Origin of the sequence: Pseudosulfitobacter sp. DSM 107133, assembly GCF_022788695.1 — a bacterium.
Lineage (GTDB): Bacteria > Pseudomonadota > Alphaproteobacteria > Rhodobacterales > Rhodobacteraceae > Pseudosulfitobacter.
This window is the reverse complement of record NZ_CP085154.1, coordinates 1,866,145-1,882,720: the sequence shown is the minus strand read 5'-3', so window position 1 is coordinate 1,882,720 and position 16,576 is coordinate 1,866,145. Positions and strand designations below refer to the sequence as shown.

At 54.2% G+C, this 16,576-nt stretch carries 16 protein-coding genes; 6 read left to right on the top strand and 10 right to left on the bottom strand.

What is annotated here, in order from left to right; genetic code table 11:
• Positions 1-33: 33 nt before the first annotated feature.
• The gene (locus DSM107133_RS09205) at positions 34-2,739 is read right to left on the bottom strand and encodes a DUF2457 domain-containing protein (RefSeq protein WP_162792058.1); all 2,706 of its coding nucleotides are present in this window, start codon (positions 2,737-2,739) and stop codon (positions 34-36) included.
• 325 nt (positions 2,740-3,064) lie between these two features.
• On the opposite strand from DSM107133_RS09205, the gene DSM107133_RS09200 reads away from it, so the two are divergent.
• The 3 genes from DSM107133_RS09200 to DSM107133_RS09190 all read left to right on the top strand — a co-directional run bounded on the left by DSM107133_RS09200 (position 3,065) and on the right by DSM107133_RS09190 (position 6,005).
• Complete coding sequence (locus DSM107133_RS09200) at positions 3,065-4,543, top strand: DUF6880 family protein (RefSeq protein ID WP_114294071.1); 1,479 nt, start codon at positions 3,065-3,067, stop codon at positions 4,541-4,543.
• A 268-nt stretch (positions 4,544-4,811) separates the two neighbouring features.
• Positions 4,812-5,012, top strand: coding sequence for a hypothetical protein (locus DSM107133_RS09195; RefSeq protein ID WP_205387842.1), 201 nt, complete (start codon positions 4,812-4,814; stop codon positions 5,010-5,012).
• Positions 5,013-5,474: 462 nt separating this feature from the next.
• Positions 5,475-6,005 (top strand): hypothetical protein, encoded by a 531-nt coding sequence (locus DSM107133_RS09190; RefSeq protein ID WP_114294070.1) that lies wholly within the window; start codon positions 5,475-5,477, stop codon positions 6,003-6,005.
• 11 nt (positions 6,006-6,016) lie between these two features.
• Here the strand turns inward: DSM107133_RS09190 and DSM107133_RS09185 are convergent, their stop codons facing one another.
• The 4 genes from DSM107133_RS09185 to DSM107133_RS09170 all read right to left on the bottom strand — a co-directional run bounded on the left by DSM107133_RS09185 (position 6,017) and on the right by DSM107133_RS09170 (position 8,693).
• Positions 6,017-6,220, bottom strand: coding sequence for a hypothetical protein (locus tag DSM107133_RS09185; RefSeq protein WP_162792057.1), 204 nt, complete (start codon positions 6,218-6,220; stop codon positions 6,017-6,019).
• Between the two features lie 77 nt (positions 6,221-6,297).
• Positions 6,298-7,857, bottom strand: coding sequence for an IS66 family transposase (locus DSM107133_RS09180; protein ID WP_114294069.1), 1,560 nt, complete (start codon positions 7,855-7,857; stop codon positions 6,298-6,300).
• A 54-nt stretch (positions 7,858-7,911) separates the two neighbouring features.
• Complete coding sequence (gene tnpB / locus DSM107133_RS09175) at positions 7,912-8,265, bottom strand: IS66 family insertion sequence element accessory protein TnpB (RefSeq protein WP_067629907.1); 354 nt, start codon at positions 8,263-8,265, stop codon at positions 7,912-7,914.
• Positions 8,262-8,693, bottom strand: a complete 432-nt coding sequence (locus DSM107133_RS09170) for a transposase (RefSeq protein ID WP_114294068.1) — start codon at positions 8,691-8,693, stop codon at positions 8,262-8,264. The genes tnpB and DSM107133_RS09170 overlap by 4 nt, the downstream gene beginning before the upstream one ends.
• An 88-nt stretch (positions 8,694-8,781) precedes the next feature.
• Between DSM107133_RS09170 and DSM107133_RS09165 the strand changes: the two genes are divergently transcribed.
• Complete coding sequence (locus DSM107133_RS09165) at positions 8,782-8,940, top strand: hypothetical protein (protein WP_162792018.1); 159 nt, start codon at positions 8,782-8,784, stop codon at positions 8,938-8,940.
• 322 nt (positions 8,941-9,262) lie between these two features.
• On the opposite strand, the gene DSM107133_RS09160 is transcribed toward DSM107133_RS09165, so the two are convergent.
• A complete protein-coding gene (locus DSM107133_RS09160) occupies positions 9,263-10,696 on the bottom strand; it encodes a protein kinase (RefSeq protein WP_114293417.1) in 1,434 nt (477 codons plus the stop codon).
• 379 nt (positions 10,697-11,075) lie between these two features.
• On the opposite strand from DSM107133_RS09160, the gene DSM107133_RS09155 reads away from it, so the two are divergent.
• Complete coding sequence (locus DSM107133_RS09155) at positions 11,076-12,422, top strand: ATP-binding protein (RefSeq protein WP_114293416.1); 1,347 nt, start codon at positions 11,076-11,078, stop codon at positions 12,420-12,422.
• Between the two features lie 272 nt (positions 12,423-12,694).
• Here the strand turns inward: DSM107133_RS09155 and DSM107133_RS09150 are convergent, their stop codons facing one another.
• Positions 12,695-13,270, bottom strand: a complete 576-nt coding sequence (locus tag DSM107133_RS09150; RefSeq protein ID WP_162792061.1) for an IS630 family transposase — start codon at positions 13,268-13,270, stop codon at positions 12,695-12,697.
• Positions 13,267-13,464: a hypothetical protein gene (locus DSM107133_RS09145; RefSeq protein WP_114294110.1), complete on the bottom strand. Its 198-nt coding sequence runs from the start codon at positions 13,462-13,464 to the stop codon at positions 13,267-13,269. Before DSM107133_RS09145 ends, DSM107133_RS09150 begins: the two co-directional genes overlap by 4 nt.
• Between DSM107133_RS09145 and DSM107133_RS09140 the strand changes: the two genes are divergently transcribed.
• Entirely contained in the window at positions 13,458-13,781 is a 324-nt protein-coding gene (locus DSM107133_RS09140; RefSeq protein WP_243253531.1) for a hypothetical protein, read from the top strand. The two genes, DSM107133_RS09145 and DSM107133_RS09140, sit on opposite strands and share 7 nt — an antisense overlap.
• Positions 13,782-13,813: 32 nt before the next feature.
• On the opposite strand, the gene DSM107133_RS09135 is transcribed toward DSM107133_RS09140, so the two are convergent.
• Positions 13,814-14,734, bottom strand: a complete 921-nt coding sequence (locus tag DSM107133_RS09135; RefSeq protein ID WP_162792136.1) for a hypothetical protein — start codon at positions 14,732-14,734, stop codon at positions 13,814-13,816.
• Complete coding sequence (locus tag DSM107133_RS09130) at positions 14,727-16,436, bottom strand: hypothetical protein (protein WP_114295045.1); 1,710 nt, start codon at positions 16,434-16,436, stop codon at positions 14,727-14,729. The genes DSM107133_RS09135 and DSM107133_RS09130 overlap by 8 nt, the downstream gene beginning before the upstream one ends.
• Between the last annotated feature and the right edge of the window lie 140 nt (positions 16,437-16,576).

Here is a 16,576-nt window from a genome sequence, read left to right as displayed (position 1 = left end):
GGGGGCTATGATCAGTGGCCAAATTATTGGCCGTCAGGCTGCAATTTCATCATTCAAATCAAACACGGGAGTGAAAAAGTCTGCCGAGAAAAAGGCCACTTCCGCCGGTGTCGGAGAGGTGCTTCCGAGTAGAACGCTGTCGCCTTGTTCCCCCACACGCTCCAGGCCCAAAGCATTATCCAAACCGCTCTCATCAGGCCCGAAAAGATCGTCGGCGACATTCGAGACAAATTCACTGCTATCTTGAACGGTGTCAGCCACCCGACCCAGTAGATTGGACAGGAAATTGTTGTCGTCCTGATCTGCGCCGTCAATCGTCGGGCCTTGGGTATCAACCTCTGAAGCCAGCGGAGTAATATCTGCCATGGAAAGATCTTCGGCGGCAGCCATCTGTACGTCATTCACCAAGTCAGGGATCTGAACAGCAGCCGGGAGCACATCATAATCCCCGGGCTGAGCGCCGGGATTGGATGCATCCCATGTGGTCTCGTAACCCATGTCCTCAAAAGCTGCGAGGGTCATGGCGTCGATGCCGCCGTAGTAGAACTCGCTGGTGCCTGCCGCCACGAGGCCGCCTTCGGTCTTGTCAAAGGTGGCACGATCCCAGTGGGAGCGCGCATTGCCCCGGCCGAAGTCGGATTCCACGGGAACGCCGAAGTTAGAGAAGTCGTCCTGACTGGCGATATCGGGATGCTGAGCATTATAAGCCGCAATCGCAGCTTCACCGGTGAAGCGGAAGCTTCCACCATATTCCTGGCTTTCATCGAGAAGCGACTCCCATCTATCGCCATCTCCGAATCCCAGCGCATGGAGTAATTCATGAAGGATGGTGTCATTGAAGACACCTTCATTCATCATGCTCTCGATGTCGTCGATGTCGACGAAAATTGAGCCATTATACCCAATCCCAGCATCTTCACCGGCCCCGCGGACACCTGATACGCTACCAGCAGCATGGACGCCGCCTTCGCCATCACGTGCTGCATCAACAACCGTAATTTTGACATCGTCGATGGCCCCAAAGTTCGAGAGATTACCCTTGATAACAGAACTAATATACTCGCCCATCTGAATGAGTGACGCTTTCAATTCAGGCGTAGTGCCTCCAGCCATCGGCAAGAAGTCGAATTCAATATTGAAATCACTCTCAACCCCCATCAGGCCTTTGCCCGTGGTGTAGGATGTCATGCTGTCGAGATCCATTTCGACCTCTCCGGTCGACTGAACCTCCGGGCCAAACACACCGTCATCAGGATTGCTGAAATCCGTCTCGATTGTGGTGCTGAAGGTGCTGGTAGCCTGGCTGGTCGCGCCGTTCGCATCTGTTACGAGAACAGTAGCCTTGCCGCTGGCCGCGCCATCGGTCAGCTCGGAAGCGGGCACTTGAGCAATAAAGACACCGTTCGCACCACTGGCCTGATAAACATTGCCATCGACCTCGACGGAAACCTCAACGGAAGCACCCCCTTCGATGCCGGAGACATCAACCTGAACTGCAAATGACTCGTTTAGTTCATCCGATGTCAGCGTACCATCCGCCAGAATCTCTCCGCCGACAGTTACTGCATCGACAACCGGGTTGCTGTTCACAACGGGTTCGGTCAGGTCGACAACAACGTCTGTATTGAAGCTCGAAGTTTCGGTTTTGACCGTGCCGTCTGCATCTGTCACCTTTATCGCCACGGCTCCGGAAACCGTGCCATTGCTCAGGTTCATGACCGAGACATCTGCGACCCATTTCCCATCGATCTCATTTGCAGTGTAGGACTGACCGTCGATGAAGAATGTGACTTCGGCAGAAGCGCCTTCGGCGATGCCGGAGACGGATACATTGAGCTGAACTGTGTCAGACGTTTCATCAAACATGATGGTCCCGTCCTCGGCCGCATCTCCGGTGATTGTGACCTCGCCAAATTCAGGATCACTGCTTTCTGTCGGCTCCGTGAAATCTACAGTGATACCGCTGTCGAACTGTGCCTGACGCGATGTCACGGCACCATTGGCGTCGGTGACCGAAACGAAAACAGAGCCGTCGATCTCGCCCTCGATCAGCGAAGAAACGGGAACCGTTGCAGAGAAGTTGCGGCCGTTCTGATCGACCGAATAGGTCTGCCCATCAATTACCATGCTGGCATCGACACTGGCTCCCTCGGCAAGGCCGTCAACATCAAAGCTTACAGTAATCGTCTCGTTGCGTTCGGCGAGGGTGACGAAGCCATCAGACGCGGCGTCACCGGAAACGACAATACCGCCAATGACAGGATTGCTTTCGGGCTCGGTAACAGGGGAGCCCGGGTTACCTGTTTCCTGATCATCTAGGATGTCCTCAGGATCGGTCACATCTCCATCGACAGTATCATTGTCGGCGTCACCGGTCTCCTGATCGTCGAGAATGCCGTCGGGATCGGTGACGTCACCGTCATCGGTCTCATTGTCGGCGTCTCCCGTGTCTTGATCTCCAGTCAGGTCATCGTCTTCGGACCCCGCGCCTTCGTCTGGGTCTTGTGAGCCTGCATCGTCAGTGCCAGGCTCATCATCGGGATCGCTGTCCGGCGCGTTCAATACACTACCCAGACTTTCGACTATCCGCTCAGGGGCTTCAGATGCAAATGTACTGACCGTTTCAATGTCGTGATTCAGGCGGCTAGGAAGGCTTGCAGTAAAGTCGCCTACCGTTTGTATGTCATGCTGGAGCCGGTCTGGCACCTCATCAACAAACCGGGCAAGCGAAGGGCTCATACTTGAAAGGAGTCTGAAGAGCGGCAATGTAGGTCTCCAAGGTGATCAATGGAAAATTTGTGAAGAAGTATACAACTTAAGTTAGTAAGAATAATCTTAAGGTTGTAAATACTTACTTTTGATAATCCGCTGAGTTGCGGCTACGGTGATCTGCCTTCTACGCTTAAGCGCGGGACGGGCCTAAGATGAGTATCGGCCCGCATAGAACAGCGCGATGTATTCGAACACGTCCCTACTGGTTTTCGGTGCAACCTGAACCAAAACTTGCACCCATGATCTGACCAAGGCACTTATTGAAGGAAAAGTTCAAAGTTGAGACCTGCCCATGGCGCGCAAACCTGCCCTCTCCACTGATAAGCTGAAAGATCTCGGTGCCGACAAACTCGCGCAGCTGGTGCTGGAAGAGTCCGAGCGCAATGCTGGGTTCCGGCGGCAGGTTAAGGCGGCACTGGCCGCAAAGTCAGGTCCCGAATCCATTGCCAAGCTGATCGACCGGCGGCTGTCCGGGCTGGAGCGGGCAAAGAGCTTTATCGAATGGGACAAGGCCCGCGCTTTTGCCGACGATCTGCGCAGCCTGACCGATACGATCACATCCGAGCTTGGCCCTGCCGCCCCGGCGCTGGCCATAGACCGGATACTGCGCTTCATCGCCACCCATGAACAGGTGTTCGAACGCGTCGACGATTCTTCCGGTCGCGTTCAGGACGTCTATTATCAGGCGATCCATGCAACCGGCCAATTGGCCTCCAGCCTGCCCGCGCCTAACGCTGACGCGCTGCCGGAGAAGATCATGACCGCCCTTGGCGAAAGCATGCATGGCTACCTCGCTGACGTGACCGAGGCCGTAGCGCCGCATCTGCCGCAAGACAGTCTGACACGTTGGGACGGCGATCTGAAAAACGCCATCGCCGAGCGGCAAGCAGAAGAAGCAGCGCGCAAATCGGATGGCTGGTTTTACTCTATGACCTCGCAATGGGCCGGGATGCGCCAGACCCTTGCCTCGGCGCGAGGGGATCTCGATCTGCTCATCGCGCTGGAGCTCAAGAAAAAGCCGCATATGCAGGATACGCTGGGCATCGCTACGCAGCTTCTGGAGGTCGGCCGCAGTGCCGAGGCGCTGGAGTGGGTGCGCAAGCCCGGGCGGCGTACTTTTGGCAAAGCCGATGATGGCCTGTCGCCAGAACGGGTCAATCTGGAGGCGCGCATTCTGGATGCCACGGGCGACAGGTCGGCGGCGCAGGCCCTGCGTTGGCGCTGTTTCGAGGCGCGCCTGTCCGCCGACATTCTGCGGGATTACCTCAAACAGCTGCCGGACTTCGAGGATATCGAGGCCGAAGACCGCGCCCACGCCTTCACGTTGGAAAAGTCAGACCCCGATGTGGCACTGCAATTTTTCCTTGATTGGCCACGGCTTGATTTGGCAGCAAAACTGATCGCGACGCATCCGCACCGCTGGAACGGGGGGGATTGGCACATCTTGCCAAAAATCGCGGGCCTTCTGGAACACGATCATCCGCTGGCGGCGACGATCCTCTACCGGGCACTTCTGGACAGCATCCTCGATCGCGCTCGCTCCAAAGCCTATGGGCACGGCGCAAAATTTCTCGGGAAACTGGCGCTATTGGCGCAAGAAGTGGACGCCATTCGCCCCGGCACAATGACCGACCACTTGACCTATGTTGCCAAGCTCAAGAAAGCACACCCCCGCAAATCAGGATTCTGGACGCGAGTTGGAGGCGGTGATCCGAAGATGCCACAAGAAACTGCAGCCCGTGGCCCCATTTGGGTCAAAGATGAAGGGTAGCAGCCCAAACCGGAACTTGCCTGGGTCCGGCTGCGCAGCGGTGCAGCTTCGCCGAACCGGCCATTCGTCCATTGCGCAGCATTTCAGACGGCCGAAGGTACCGGCAGATAGAACTTCGCTGCCGTTGCAAATCGCAATAATCTGAACTGGCGATCACTTTCGGAGGCAGTCACCATGCCGATGCCAATGGGCGTAGAGACATGTCTCCAAGGAATGGCAGGCTTTTCTCGATGATGTGAAAGAACGCACGTCCCTGGAGTCCGACAACATGGCGTATACAACTCTAAGTGTCGATGGCAGCAACCCAGTTCAGGATCAGATCCATGCCTTCTTGCTGGAGGTGAGGACCGACGACAAGCCCGCATTTTTGTCAGCGCATGTCGAGGGGATCGGAGGCATGGCCACCAATCGGGCTGCACCCAGTGCGCTGCTGGACCACTTTCGAAATGCCGGTATCGAAGTTGTCTGACCACTTTTCACGGCATCCACAGTTGCCGGTTCGGTTGCGTCAGGAGCGACCCTGAACTGGGCCACCATCAATGGAGTTTATGCATCGCGGCGCTTCGGCAGGTGCCACGTTTCAGATATCAGCCAATGTCGACCAAGGTCTTCCTCTCAGCAATCGCTCTCGCTGCAACCGTGATCTTTTGGTTATGAAACCAGAGCCTAAGGCGGGAAATCTCGTCTTAGGTTTTCTCGCGTGAGGTGGTCCTCGTGGAGACTTGCCCCTGGAAAATATGAGCCGTGCCAACGGCCTGATGCCTGCGCCGGGCCGGGATTAAGCACCGGTCCGTGTCTCCTTCCATTGCCTCTTTTCGGAACGCGATCAGGAAACAGACCTTCTCCATCAAAACCGTTGCCAGACAATCAGCGGACAATTATGGGTTGCAATGTTAAAATCCGATTATCCCATAGGTATAAAGGCTCAACCTTGAAAAACATTTACAACATCATTCTGGCCGCTCTAACGGCTGTCGTTTTGAATGCCGGATCGTCTGATGCCCAACCCGGCGCGGCATGCGTGAAACCGATCCAGAACTACTCAGAGCCCTTCATTGAACTTATGTCTCAGGGGCACAAGGATGTGTTCGAGCTGGTGGCTGACCATTTTGAACAAATCAATGCGAGGGTGTCGGATCGGTTCATGGATCAGTACGCGAAATCATTGAAATCCATTCTCGATACAGCCTTGGGCAATATTACGACTTTGGCGATTCAGGCGTGTAACGACAACGTGTCGCCCTCGGCGTGCGCCAGCGCATTCGCTGCATATATGACCGGCCATCGGGAGATGGTGCAAAAGACTGGTTTCGCTCTTGTCGCCTCTGTGGTGAGGGAATTCAAAGATCAAAATCTAACTGTACCAACCGATCTGTCTGAACGGATCGCCAGTGCCATAGTGAGCATGGTTGAAGAACATGACCCGATGGTTTTGGCACTCTATATAAAGACTTGCGCGTAGGGGGTGCGACATCATCGGCAAGCCACATCGGCAATCAAACTTAAGATCGACCGGAAAGCCATTGATTCAGAATAGAAAGAGCGGTGACCGACGAGGCCGGTGACCAGGCTCTGAAGGCGCTGACGACCACCGGGGGTGTCATCGCGCCCGCGGCCGAAGGCTTCCTGCGCGATCGGGGTGTCCTCGGCCTTCCGGCTTAGGCGTTTTCGCCGCATGGCGATAGCCTTGCGAAGTGCGAAAACGCAAAGGATCCTCCCTCATGGGTAAGCGTTCCCAGGAGGGCACTGTCGGTTCAGCTTGACGTCTTGGAGTTCCACGGGAGCAGATCGTCGATGGCGCTCTGTGGGTGACCATTGGCGATCGCTGTGAGGGTTGCCTTGAGATAGGCGAAGGGCTCGACGCCGTTGATCTTGCAGGTTTCGATCAGTGAGGCGATGCGGCCCCAGGCGATACCACCCTCGTCATGCCCAGCGAAGAGGGCGTTTTTCCGATTGAGGGTGATGGGGCGGATCAGGTTTTCGACGCGGTTGTTGTCGATCTCGACGCGCCCATCGGCCAAGAAGGTCTGCAGTCCGTCCCAGTGATTGTGGATGTAAGTCAGCTTTTCACCCAGCCGGGATTTGGCGGAGATCTTGCGGCGCTCAGCCTCCAGCCATTCACCGAATGCTGCGACCAGCGGGGCACTGCGGGCCTGACGGGCAGACAATCGCTGGCCGGGGGAGATGCCACGAATGTCAGCTTCGACGATATAGATTTCAGCGATGCGGCGCAGGCCTTCGGCGGCGATCTCTGAGCCATCGCGGTCAAAGACTTCCTTCAGCTTGCGGCGCGCATGCGCCCAGCAATGGGCCACCCGAATGGGGGCACCGCCCTTGCGCGTGGGTTTGGTCAGCCGGTTATAGCCCTGATAGCCGTCGATCTGCAGGATGCCGTCGAAGCCTGTCAGGAAGGTTTCGGCATTCGCGCCCGCCCGACCGGGGGCATAGAAGTAAACCACACCGGGCGGATCTTCACCGCCCCATGGTCGGTCATCGCGGGCCAGTGCCCAGAGATAGCCAGTTTTGGTTTTACCGCGCCCCGGATCCAGCACCGGGGCCGTGGTTTCGTCCATGAACAGTTTGTTGGATCGTTTCAGGTGTTCGGCCAGCCGGTCGACGACGGGCTTGAGGTGGAAGGCCGCCTTGCCGACCCAGTCCGCCAGCACAGCGCGGTGCAGATCAAGACCCGCACGCGCCAGGATCTGGCTTTGGCGGTATAATGGCAGATGATCCGCATACTTGCTGACCAGCACATTGGCGATGGTGGCCTCGGTCGGCAGGGCACCCATGATCAGATGCGATGGTGCGGGAGCCTGGGTCACGCCGTCGGTGCAGGTCCGGCAGGCGTATTTCGGGCGCACGGTGACAATGACGCGCAACTGCGCCGGCACGATGTCCAGCCGCTCACTGCGGTCTTCCCCGATCTTGTGCATGACGCCGCAGCCGCAAGGGCAGCTCAGGCTGTCAGGTTCGATGACTTCTTCGATGCGCGGCAGTGCGGCCGGTAGATTGCCGATGGTGCGCTTTGGCGCAGATTTGGTTGTCGTCTTGTCACCTGTCTGAGCGGCCAGTTGGTCCTTCTGCACCTCGACCTCAGCCAGGGCGATGGACAGATCCTCGAACGCCAGCTGCCGCTCATCCTCGGTCAGCTTTTCCGACCGTTTGCCATGTAGGGCATGGTTCAGCTCCGCAATCAGGTGCTCTTGCCGTTGGGTGATTTCCGTAAGCGCCGCTACCTTTTCCATCAACGCCAAAACCGCCGCACGCTGCGCAGCAGGGATGGTGGATAGGTCAATGGCGGGTGTCGTGATCATGCCATCAGGATACGATAAAACCCCATTAAAAACACACAAAAGACAGCGGTTGATTCACTCTGCCGCAGCAGGTGGGCGCATCTCCAGAGCCTTGACCTTGCGCCAGTCCAGACCGGCAAACAGGGCCTCGAACTGGGCGTGGTTCAGCGCCATCATCCCGTCCTTGATCGCCGGCCAGGTGAAGGTCGCTTCTTCCAGCCGCTTATAAGCCATCACCAATCCGGTGCCGTCCCAATACAAAAGCTTCAGCCGATCCGCCCGGCGCGAGCGGAACACAAAAACCGTGCCGGTGAACGGATCCTTGCGCAGCACCGACGACACGATCGACGCCAGCCCATCATGACCTTTCCTGAAGTCCACAGGCTGCGTCGAGACCAGAACCCGCACACGGTTTGATGGGAACATCATGGCTGACCCTCGATTGCCCGCACGATCTCGGCAACCCGGGTCGAACTGGTCGTGCCATCGAGCCGGACTGTCACACGACCAATCGCAATCTCGATGGAGGTATGGGATGACTCGTCAGGCTTCGCGGACCGCCCCGCAACGGCCGACATATGCGCACAGCCGCCACCATCCGAGACTACGAGTGGCGCAAAACTAAAGGCGTCGTCATCGCCCGCAGGCAAAACCAACCGGCCATCGCGTGCTTGACTCCGCCATTCCGACAAATGGTTCGCCCGAAGCCCATACCGCGCCGCAACTGCATTCACGCTCACGCCCGGCTGCAAACTCTCAGCCACGATCCGTGCTTTGACCTCATTGGGCCACCGCTTCTGGCCATTGGCCCGTATCTCCACCCCGTAGTCCATGAGAAACTCTACCGTAGTCGCCATCGCGAAACTCCCGCCCAATATCCGTCAGAAACGGAGTCGCAGCTCAGGCGAAAACTGGGAAGGTGTTGTCCAGGCAACGCTTACCCTCATGGAAGATCGCATCTATCACAAGTCACCCGCTCTATTCGATGCCGTCAGCCTCGACGAGGCCGGGCAGCTGGATGGTGCCAGCAATGGCACGCTCGGCATCTGGGTGACCCCAGTGGTGTCGATCGCTTCCAACTTTGGCGCCGAGAGCTCCGGATAGCTCTACGAGCTTCAGGCGCCTGAAGGCCGGATCAAGCAGGTGCCACTCAAATGGCTGTGCGACCGACACGATGATGCCGGGGAGATCGAGGGTAAGATCGGCCCAGACCTGCCGTTCAAGGAAACGATTGTCGCTGCGGCGCGGCTTTCCCGAAGCGGCCGTTCATGCTTTGGCGCAGCAGAACCCGGAAACAGGTTCCACTGACGCGAACCTGGCTGCCCCTTGGGTTCTGAAATTTCGACGAGATGATTTGAAATCATGTGCCTCACGCAACCGGTTTCAAGCCGAAGCAGAGAACACTCTATCGCCACCGGGACCGAGCTCAAGCACGTGATGCCTTCTCCCGCGACTCACGCGCGCCGCGGCCCATATATGCCTTGAATTCCGCTTCACTCATTTTCTCATGGCGGGCATCATAGGTCGCACTATTCTGATTATAGGGTGAACTCGTGCTGAAGAATACCATCGCGCCTTTCAGGTACCTCACCACCGCGCGGGAACCTACTGGCAGCTCTCGGCCGCGATCAAAACGGTACTCGTAGACATCAGGATGGGCATACTGTCCGGGCAAGAGCTCAGACAAATGTTCGACGTAGTCGCCTGGCTTCACAGGATAGTGACCTGTCGCGTTCACTGGCTCTATTTCGAGACGCAGGTAGTCCCAGTTCGGGTCGAAACCAAACGACACATAAGTGAGCTTTGCGGGTTTCAGCAGAACCGCAAAGTCAGTGTCCAGATCGATGAAGTCTGGCTCCGCAGCGCGCCGAACGGCCTTTAATGTCATGCCGCCGCCGTCGGGGAAAAACATATGATTTAGACCAGGCACTTTTGCGATCTCAGACAGCACAGTGATGATCGCGTCCGGACCTGTCCAAGTCGCCTCATTTGGCGACTGTAGCGGAAAGAATTTTTCAGCGAACTCTCTCCACTCGTAGGCGTTCTGCAGCTGGAAATCGGCGACGACTTCAAGCCATTCATTGAGTCGCGTTACAACTTCTGTGATCGCAGGGCGTGCGAGCGGATCGTGCTGAGTGCAATCCGAGAGCAAATTGTCCAGAATCGTCGTGTATTTCTTGCCCAGGAAGTTCGTCAAGCCCACGTTCGACCCGGCGATATAGGGACCGTCAAACCCAAGCGATTGCCCGGTGAGCACGATCCAGAGTGTCTTTGCAAATGAAAAGACGTCGGCGGGAAGGCCATCGGCACCAGCCGCTTCTCGCCGCATCTCTGGTGCCATCGTGAATTTCGCGCCTACGTCGCGCTTTTCAGGCGTGATCGGTGTGAGATCTGGGTATTTGACGAGACCGAAGTCGGAAAAGCAGAGGCGTCCATGTAAGCCGAGAAGGTTCTCAGGCTTGATGTCCCTGTGGGCGATATGCAGAGCATGCAGCTTTGCCAGCGTTTGGCCGAGACGAACGAATTCTTTAACGATGGCCGCGCTATCGGCCTTGTGAAAGAACGCCCTGCTGGATTGAGCGACCGGCATCGCATACCAAGGCCTGGCGCCCTTTCCTTCCGGAAAATCCGACTCGAGCATCGGAATAATCCCATCAATGTCGCCGAGTTTCTGAAGCGCAGAGATCTCGTTACGAAATCGCGCATAGGTCTCATCTTTAAGATTGCGGAGGATCTTGATGGCACCTTTCTGCCCATCGCCACGTTGCGCCAGCCACACGTCCGCATTACCGCCCGCGTCAATAGTCTTGGTCAGCGTCCAGGTAGCGAGAGTATCTCCGGATTTTGGTTGGCCGCTCATGTGATCTCATCTCGATGGAGTAAAGTTCGGACCGATTTATCGCTATGTCTTCGAGTTGGCAAATCGGCCGGTCGGCCAATGTCCTTACTGGACCTGTCACGTATTTGTGTCGCTCCAATTCCTCGTTTAGCCCATGTGACCTGCCAATGACAGCAACGGTTCGAAGTGGACTTGCAGCAATGCCTTAGACCTGCTTCAAGATCCATGGGGCCGGTTTTTTGCACTTCGGCCCAAAGCCGCTGTTCGCGCATCGCGTAAGAAATGTCGGTAGCTCAGCCCTTTTTCAATCTCTCGTTGTCTTCTCGAACCTGCGGAACATGTGGTTGCCTCTGGCGCAATGATAGGTACTCTTAATTATCAGATACTTTAGAGGTAAAAAATGCCTGATCCGAGAGTTCAACAGCTCATCGACCAGCTTGGGGAAACTGAATTCGTCGAAGTCAAGAATTGGCTTGGTGGGCTTGCTGAACGCGACGAACAAGCAAGGTTGGCAAAAGAGATTATAGCCTTAGCCAATTCCGGCGGCGGCTATGTAATTCTTGGTTTCACCGATGACGAGGGGCAAGGCCATCAACCGATCGAGCCGCAGCAAAACGAAGCAACGGGTTTCACACAGGACAACATCTCTGCGGCGGTACATCGCTATTGCACTCCTGCCATTCAATGTGGTGTGGAGTTGTACAGGCAGGCTGACGGTGACATTGACCATCCCGTGATACAGGTTCCAGCGGCAAACAGGGTTCCGGTATTTGCGGCCCGACAAAGCCCAGACAATCGAACGCTAACAAATGGTACCGTCTACGTCAGGCGCCCCGGCGGAAACAGCGAGCCATGCCGAACGCAGGATGACTGGGAAAGGTTGCTTGAGAGGTTGGTGCATTCGAGGCAAGATGAATTGATGAACGCAATCCGGAACGTTCTAAATCCGGACCATGAATTCGCGCCAGCAGCGGAAGAAGAAGCTTTTGATAATTGGGTGGAGACATCTCGAACCGCTCGGAATGAAGTGCTCGCCGATTTACCAGACGGGCACCCGCTGCGGCTTCAAGACGGACACTATGAGGTTGCGTTCTCCATTAACCCTTTTCAAGAACCTGATATAGCTGAACTCAATCGAAACCTTGCTCAAAACCGACCGCGTCACAGTGGTTGGGCCCCCTTCGTTTGCTTGCACAGCAATGGAATGGCGCCGCGTCCGATGGGAGATGTCATTCAAGCTTGGCTGGTAGGTGAGGAGGAGAGAGACCGTGACCCGTTTTATTCTGATTTCTGGCGGTTATCCGCAAGTGGAGACGGGTACCTCGCTAGGGCGATGCAGGAAGATGAGCCAGATTTCGGAGCAAATCTTGCGCCGCGCCCTTATCGTCCAGGCTTTGATTGGGAACTGCCAATCTACCGCATGACTGAGATGCTAAAACTAATTGAATGGCTCGGATTGAACTACGCGTCAGCAGAGTCCGCCTTTCAGCTGAGAGTCACTTATCACGGCATGAATGGTCGGAGGCTGACGCTTCACCGTCTGCGTTACATGATGCCGCGGGGAGCCATGGCACATCAAGAATCCATTTCCTCGGAGATTTCCGGGCATATTGGCGAGATCGCACTGAACACCGAAGAAATGATTCAGTCGCTACTGCGACCGGTATTTGCTCAGTTTGATTTCGCAGATTTACCAAGACAGCTGGTTGAAAATATTGTCCAAGATGTGGTGGGGTTCCGCCAGTGACTCTAAGCATGCGTGATAGGCTTTAAGCTCTACAAAGTGATAAAAAACATGGTACCCGTGCAAAACCCGTGCAGTAATTTTTTATACGCCACGTAAGCAACTACTCTGACTCATAAAGTCTCCGCGAACCCGCCCCCTCCTAAGGGACGGATCACTTTTGGGCATCCCGGTCATTCATACGATGCGCAGCGAATGTCGGCTCTCCGCCCTTGGTGTCGAACGACACGAACGGCCCATAGCCGACATTCAGCACTTGCTAAAGCATTTCTAATTTAACCTGAGGCATATCCGGCAGCCTGAAAGTAGTTTGTACACTCCTGCGGGGAGTACATTGCGCAGATTTCGCCAAGGGCTTCGAACACCGAGGTGAATGATCGCGCACTGATGCGTCTGAGGTGAGCCTTCAATTTGGAGAAAGCCAACTCAATCGGGTTCAGGTCTGGCGAATATGGCGGCAGATAGAGGAACCAGCATCCATGAGCCTTGAGCGCCGCAGCGGCTTCTTTGTTGTGATGCGTCGCGAGGTTGTCGAGAACCACGGCTGTGCCTGGCGCGATCTCAGGGATCAGGACCTTTTGCACATAGGCCGCGAAGGCAGGACCATCCATCGCGCCTTTGATCACCCAAGGTGCGATCAGAGACTCTTGTGTTAGCCCCGCAATCAGGGTTTGGGTTCCCCAACTGCCGAAGGGCGCATCCATCGTCAGGCGTTCGCCACGCGGGGCCCAGCCGCGCAGCCGGGCGAGGTTCGTTTTGACCGCTGTTTCATCAAGAAAGACAACGCGTTCCGGCATCCGCGCAATGGCTGGCAAACGGTGTGTGAACCAGTCCTCACGTCGTCGCCTCACCTTGGCACGGTGACGTTCGGTAGCGACCAGTGACTTTTTTTGTGCGTGAACCCGAGACGCTTTAGCAGATGCCCGATAGCAGAGTGCTGGACCTGCAGTCCGGTTGCATCAGCAAGCGCATCACGCAGCTCAAACAGTGTGATATCAGGGTCTTGAGCAATCAACTCTTCGAAAAAACCAACATGGGGTGCCAATTTTCCTGACCCTTTTGGACGACCCTGTACGGCAGGATCAGCCCGGCCCGTCGTTTGGATCTGATGCCGCCACCGGGCGCCCGTTGCTGGCGACAGCTTCAAGCGTGCTGCCGCCGCTCGCCCGCTTAACCCTTCCTCAATATATCTCTGAAACCGCGCACGTAGCGCTGATGGCAAAGGTGCTGACATTGTTCATCCTCCCAAACAGGATGAATCACAATCAGGCCAGTTTGGGAATCCCCAGCGATTCAGGTTTTGTTAGAAACGCTTTAAATGCCGGGCCGAAAGCAATCAATTGGAACGGTGCAGCATTCTAAGTTCCCATACAGCATAATTAAGAAAAGAGCTCTCAGCTGACAAATCTGAATGCTAATCGAACATCGACACCACTTGCGTGTGCATCTGAAGTGGATTTCGGAGCATCCTTTGAGGCTGTTGAATGCCTCCAAACCATAACCGATGGATGCAGGATGAAGGCCACCAACATTGCTGCTGCTGCAAACAACTTTGGCCCCAGCGGCAAAATCAGGACATTTCTTTCCTGAACTTCAAATTCAACTATTCTACGGATTTCATAAAACAAATTTTCTGGACGAGACAGATCATATTTTTGAAGTAGTTCTTCATTCTCTAGAAAGCTAAAGCCTAAATTATTCTTCTCAATTGCATCTTCAAATCTCGAATCCGTTCCAATCGGCGTCATGCAGTAAATCCGATCGGGTTCAAGTAAATCTATTGCTCCGACCGCCCTTCCATACTCATAACCTGCGCCAATCAATAGCGCCAAAGAGTCCCGGGAAGACGAGGTTTCTCCAATAAATGCCGGTATGACCGGTCCAAACGACCGGACTATGTCAAGTGAATGTGACGGCTCAACAAATGTTCTTGGGAAGTAACAGATGGACACTGCTCCAATATGGCTTCGTTTTCCAAAAAATGTTTGCAAGATGACAGCAATCTTTTCGCGGTCAAAAGAAGTGACATCGAACAAAATAGACGCACTCACCGAAGCATTCAAATATGCCTCGACCTTCTCCATAAATTCACCAAAATTGGCTACAAGTGTAGCATTCTGAACGATTAGGTCAGCACGATTTTCAGGGTATGAAAAAAGATCACCTGACTGATAGTCAAACAAGATCATTGCAGGATCAAGATCGGCGTTGTGTATCTTTCGAAGCGCCTCGAGCGAACGATGTTCATAACCTACGCAGCCGATAAATAGATCAGCTTTCACATCATTGGGCTCGATAAGCGATATCTCAGTCATCTTTACTTGCCCAATTCAACAGGTCAGGTTGCTCCGCGTAAGAAATTTTTGTTTCTGGCAAACCTGAAAGCGTTCTTGATTGTCCTGTAATGGTTGGAAGCTTGTAGAAGGGCGCCAACCGATGTGAGATTCGAAACCGATGTTCTTCGAGATCAAAAATCAACTGTTTGCTTCCTGATAATTGATCCACAACTAAAGCTCCCGAGTTGATGGCAAGCGCTAACGGTTCCTTGAGTTCTGGTTTGAGGTTTCTCACAACGTAAGACAATGCGGGTTCCGGCTGGAAATTTTGCCCTAACAAATTTTCGCTCAGAGCGTCGCCAAGTTTGTCAACAAGTTCAAGGATCGAATGGATTTGACTTTCCAAGGCCTCGGTCGAATAAGTATGTGCTGAAATAAGCGCTCGGAACCTGTCTACGTTTCGACTAATTGCACGGTTTTGGGCTACTGCAGGATTCTCTTTGGCGAGGAAGCTCTTCAAAAGATCGCCGACATAGTATTTGATGGCCCTCGGATTCCCTTCTGTCAAAGCCAAGATTTGGTCAAACCCGTGATAGTAGCCATAGCCTTTGGCTGACGTCCGGCGACTAGCCCAGCCGGATGTATGGCCTCCCTTTACCAAATAATAGCTTCGGATTTCTGCTATAGGGAGGGGTTTTCTAATCAGCTGGGCACGTTTCTTCTCACCTTTGATCTTGTTTATATCCCCCGCCTTGCTCACTCCATTCTTTGACATGTAAGTAACATATGAGGTGTCCCCAGCCTGTACCGCCATTGTGTGAATTTCCACAAAGTTCCGCTCGAACCCAGAAGCAGAGAATTTTCGTGTGCCTTTATGAATCGAGGTTGAGCTATTTAAGTATTCGGCGAAATCCGTAGATGTGGTACCTGCTGCGAGGCACTCGTTTGAGATTAGCTTTTTAGAAAGCGTGTAGTCTGCATTAGCAAACTTGTTAGCGAGAATTATGGAGTGATAATCCTGCCCTTCGACAGGGCCGTTTTCTTGGGCCGCAACTCTTTCCTTTAACGAATAAAAGTCGATATAAGGGAATAGGGAGAACTTCAAAACGGCTCTTTGGTCAAATGATCTCAGATTCTCATACAGTTGAGCGAGAACTCGCTTAGGGGCAATTTCCATCTCGTCAAAACATATGCTCCATCGCAGTTCGCCTCGCAAGCTCCCAACAATGTTGAAGAAACCCTTTAACATCAGAAGAAAATCAAGGCTTTCCATCTGCATTACGGCATCAAGGGCTTGCTTGTTGGGGAGTGAGCTAATCGCTGATCTATATTGATTGGAGCGCTGAAGTAGCGCTAGTTTTAAACCAACGAATGAATTCTGAGCCCGCCTCAGACCCCAGAATTTGGAACATTCGTTGCTGATAAATTTTTCTTCTTGTTCCGAAATTTGAACTGACCAAGGGAAAAGTGTGTCATTTGCTTCGGCGTCAGATTCAGAAATCGCGTCCTCGAACGACGCTACCAGTTGATGCAGGCAATGATCCACAAACAGTCCATTAAGAACATGATCTCGCTCGTAATCCACTTCCAATGCGCCAGAAATTGATTGGGCGTTCCCACGCCAAATGGTTTCAGCTGGAATATAGATTGGGATAAAATTAAAATCAATTTTGGAAAGCCGATCTTTCAAATCAGGTCTTTGATGAAGAAAAAACAAACCAGACGCGGTAAGGGCCTTCATAATTGTGGTTTTGCCAAGTCCTCTTGGTCCGACCAGCACCAAGTTATGAAATCCTGCAACCTGCTCAAAATAATCAGGGACAACGAATGTCTCAGCGATTTGCCTAGGTGAAGCATTCCGAGCATTGAAAGATGAGTGTA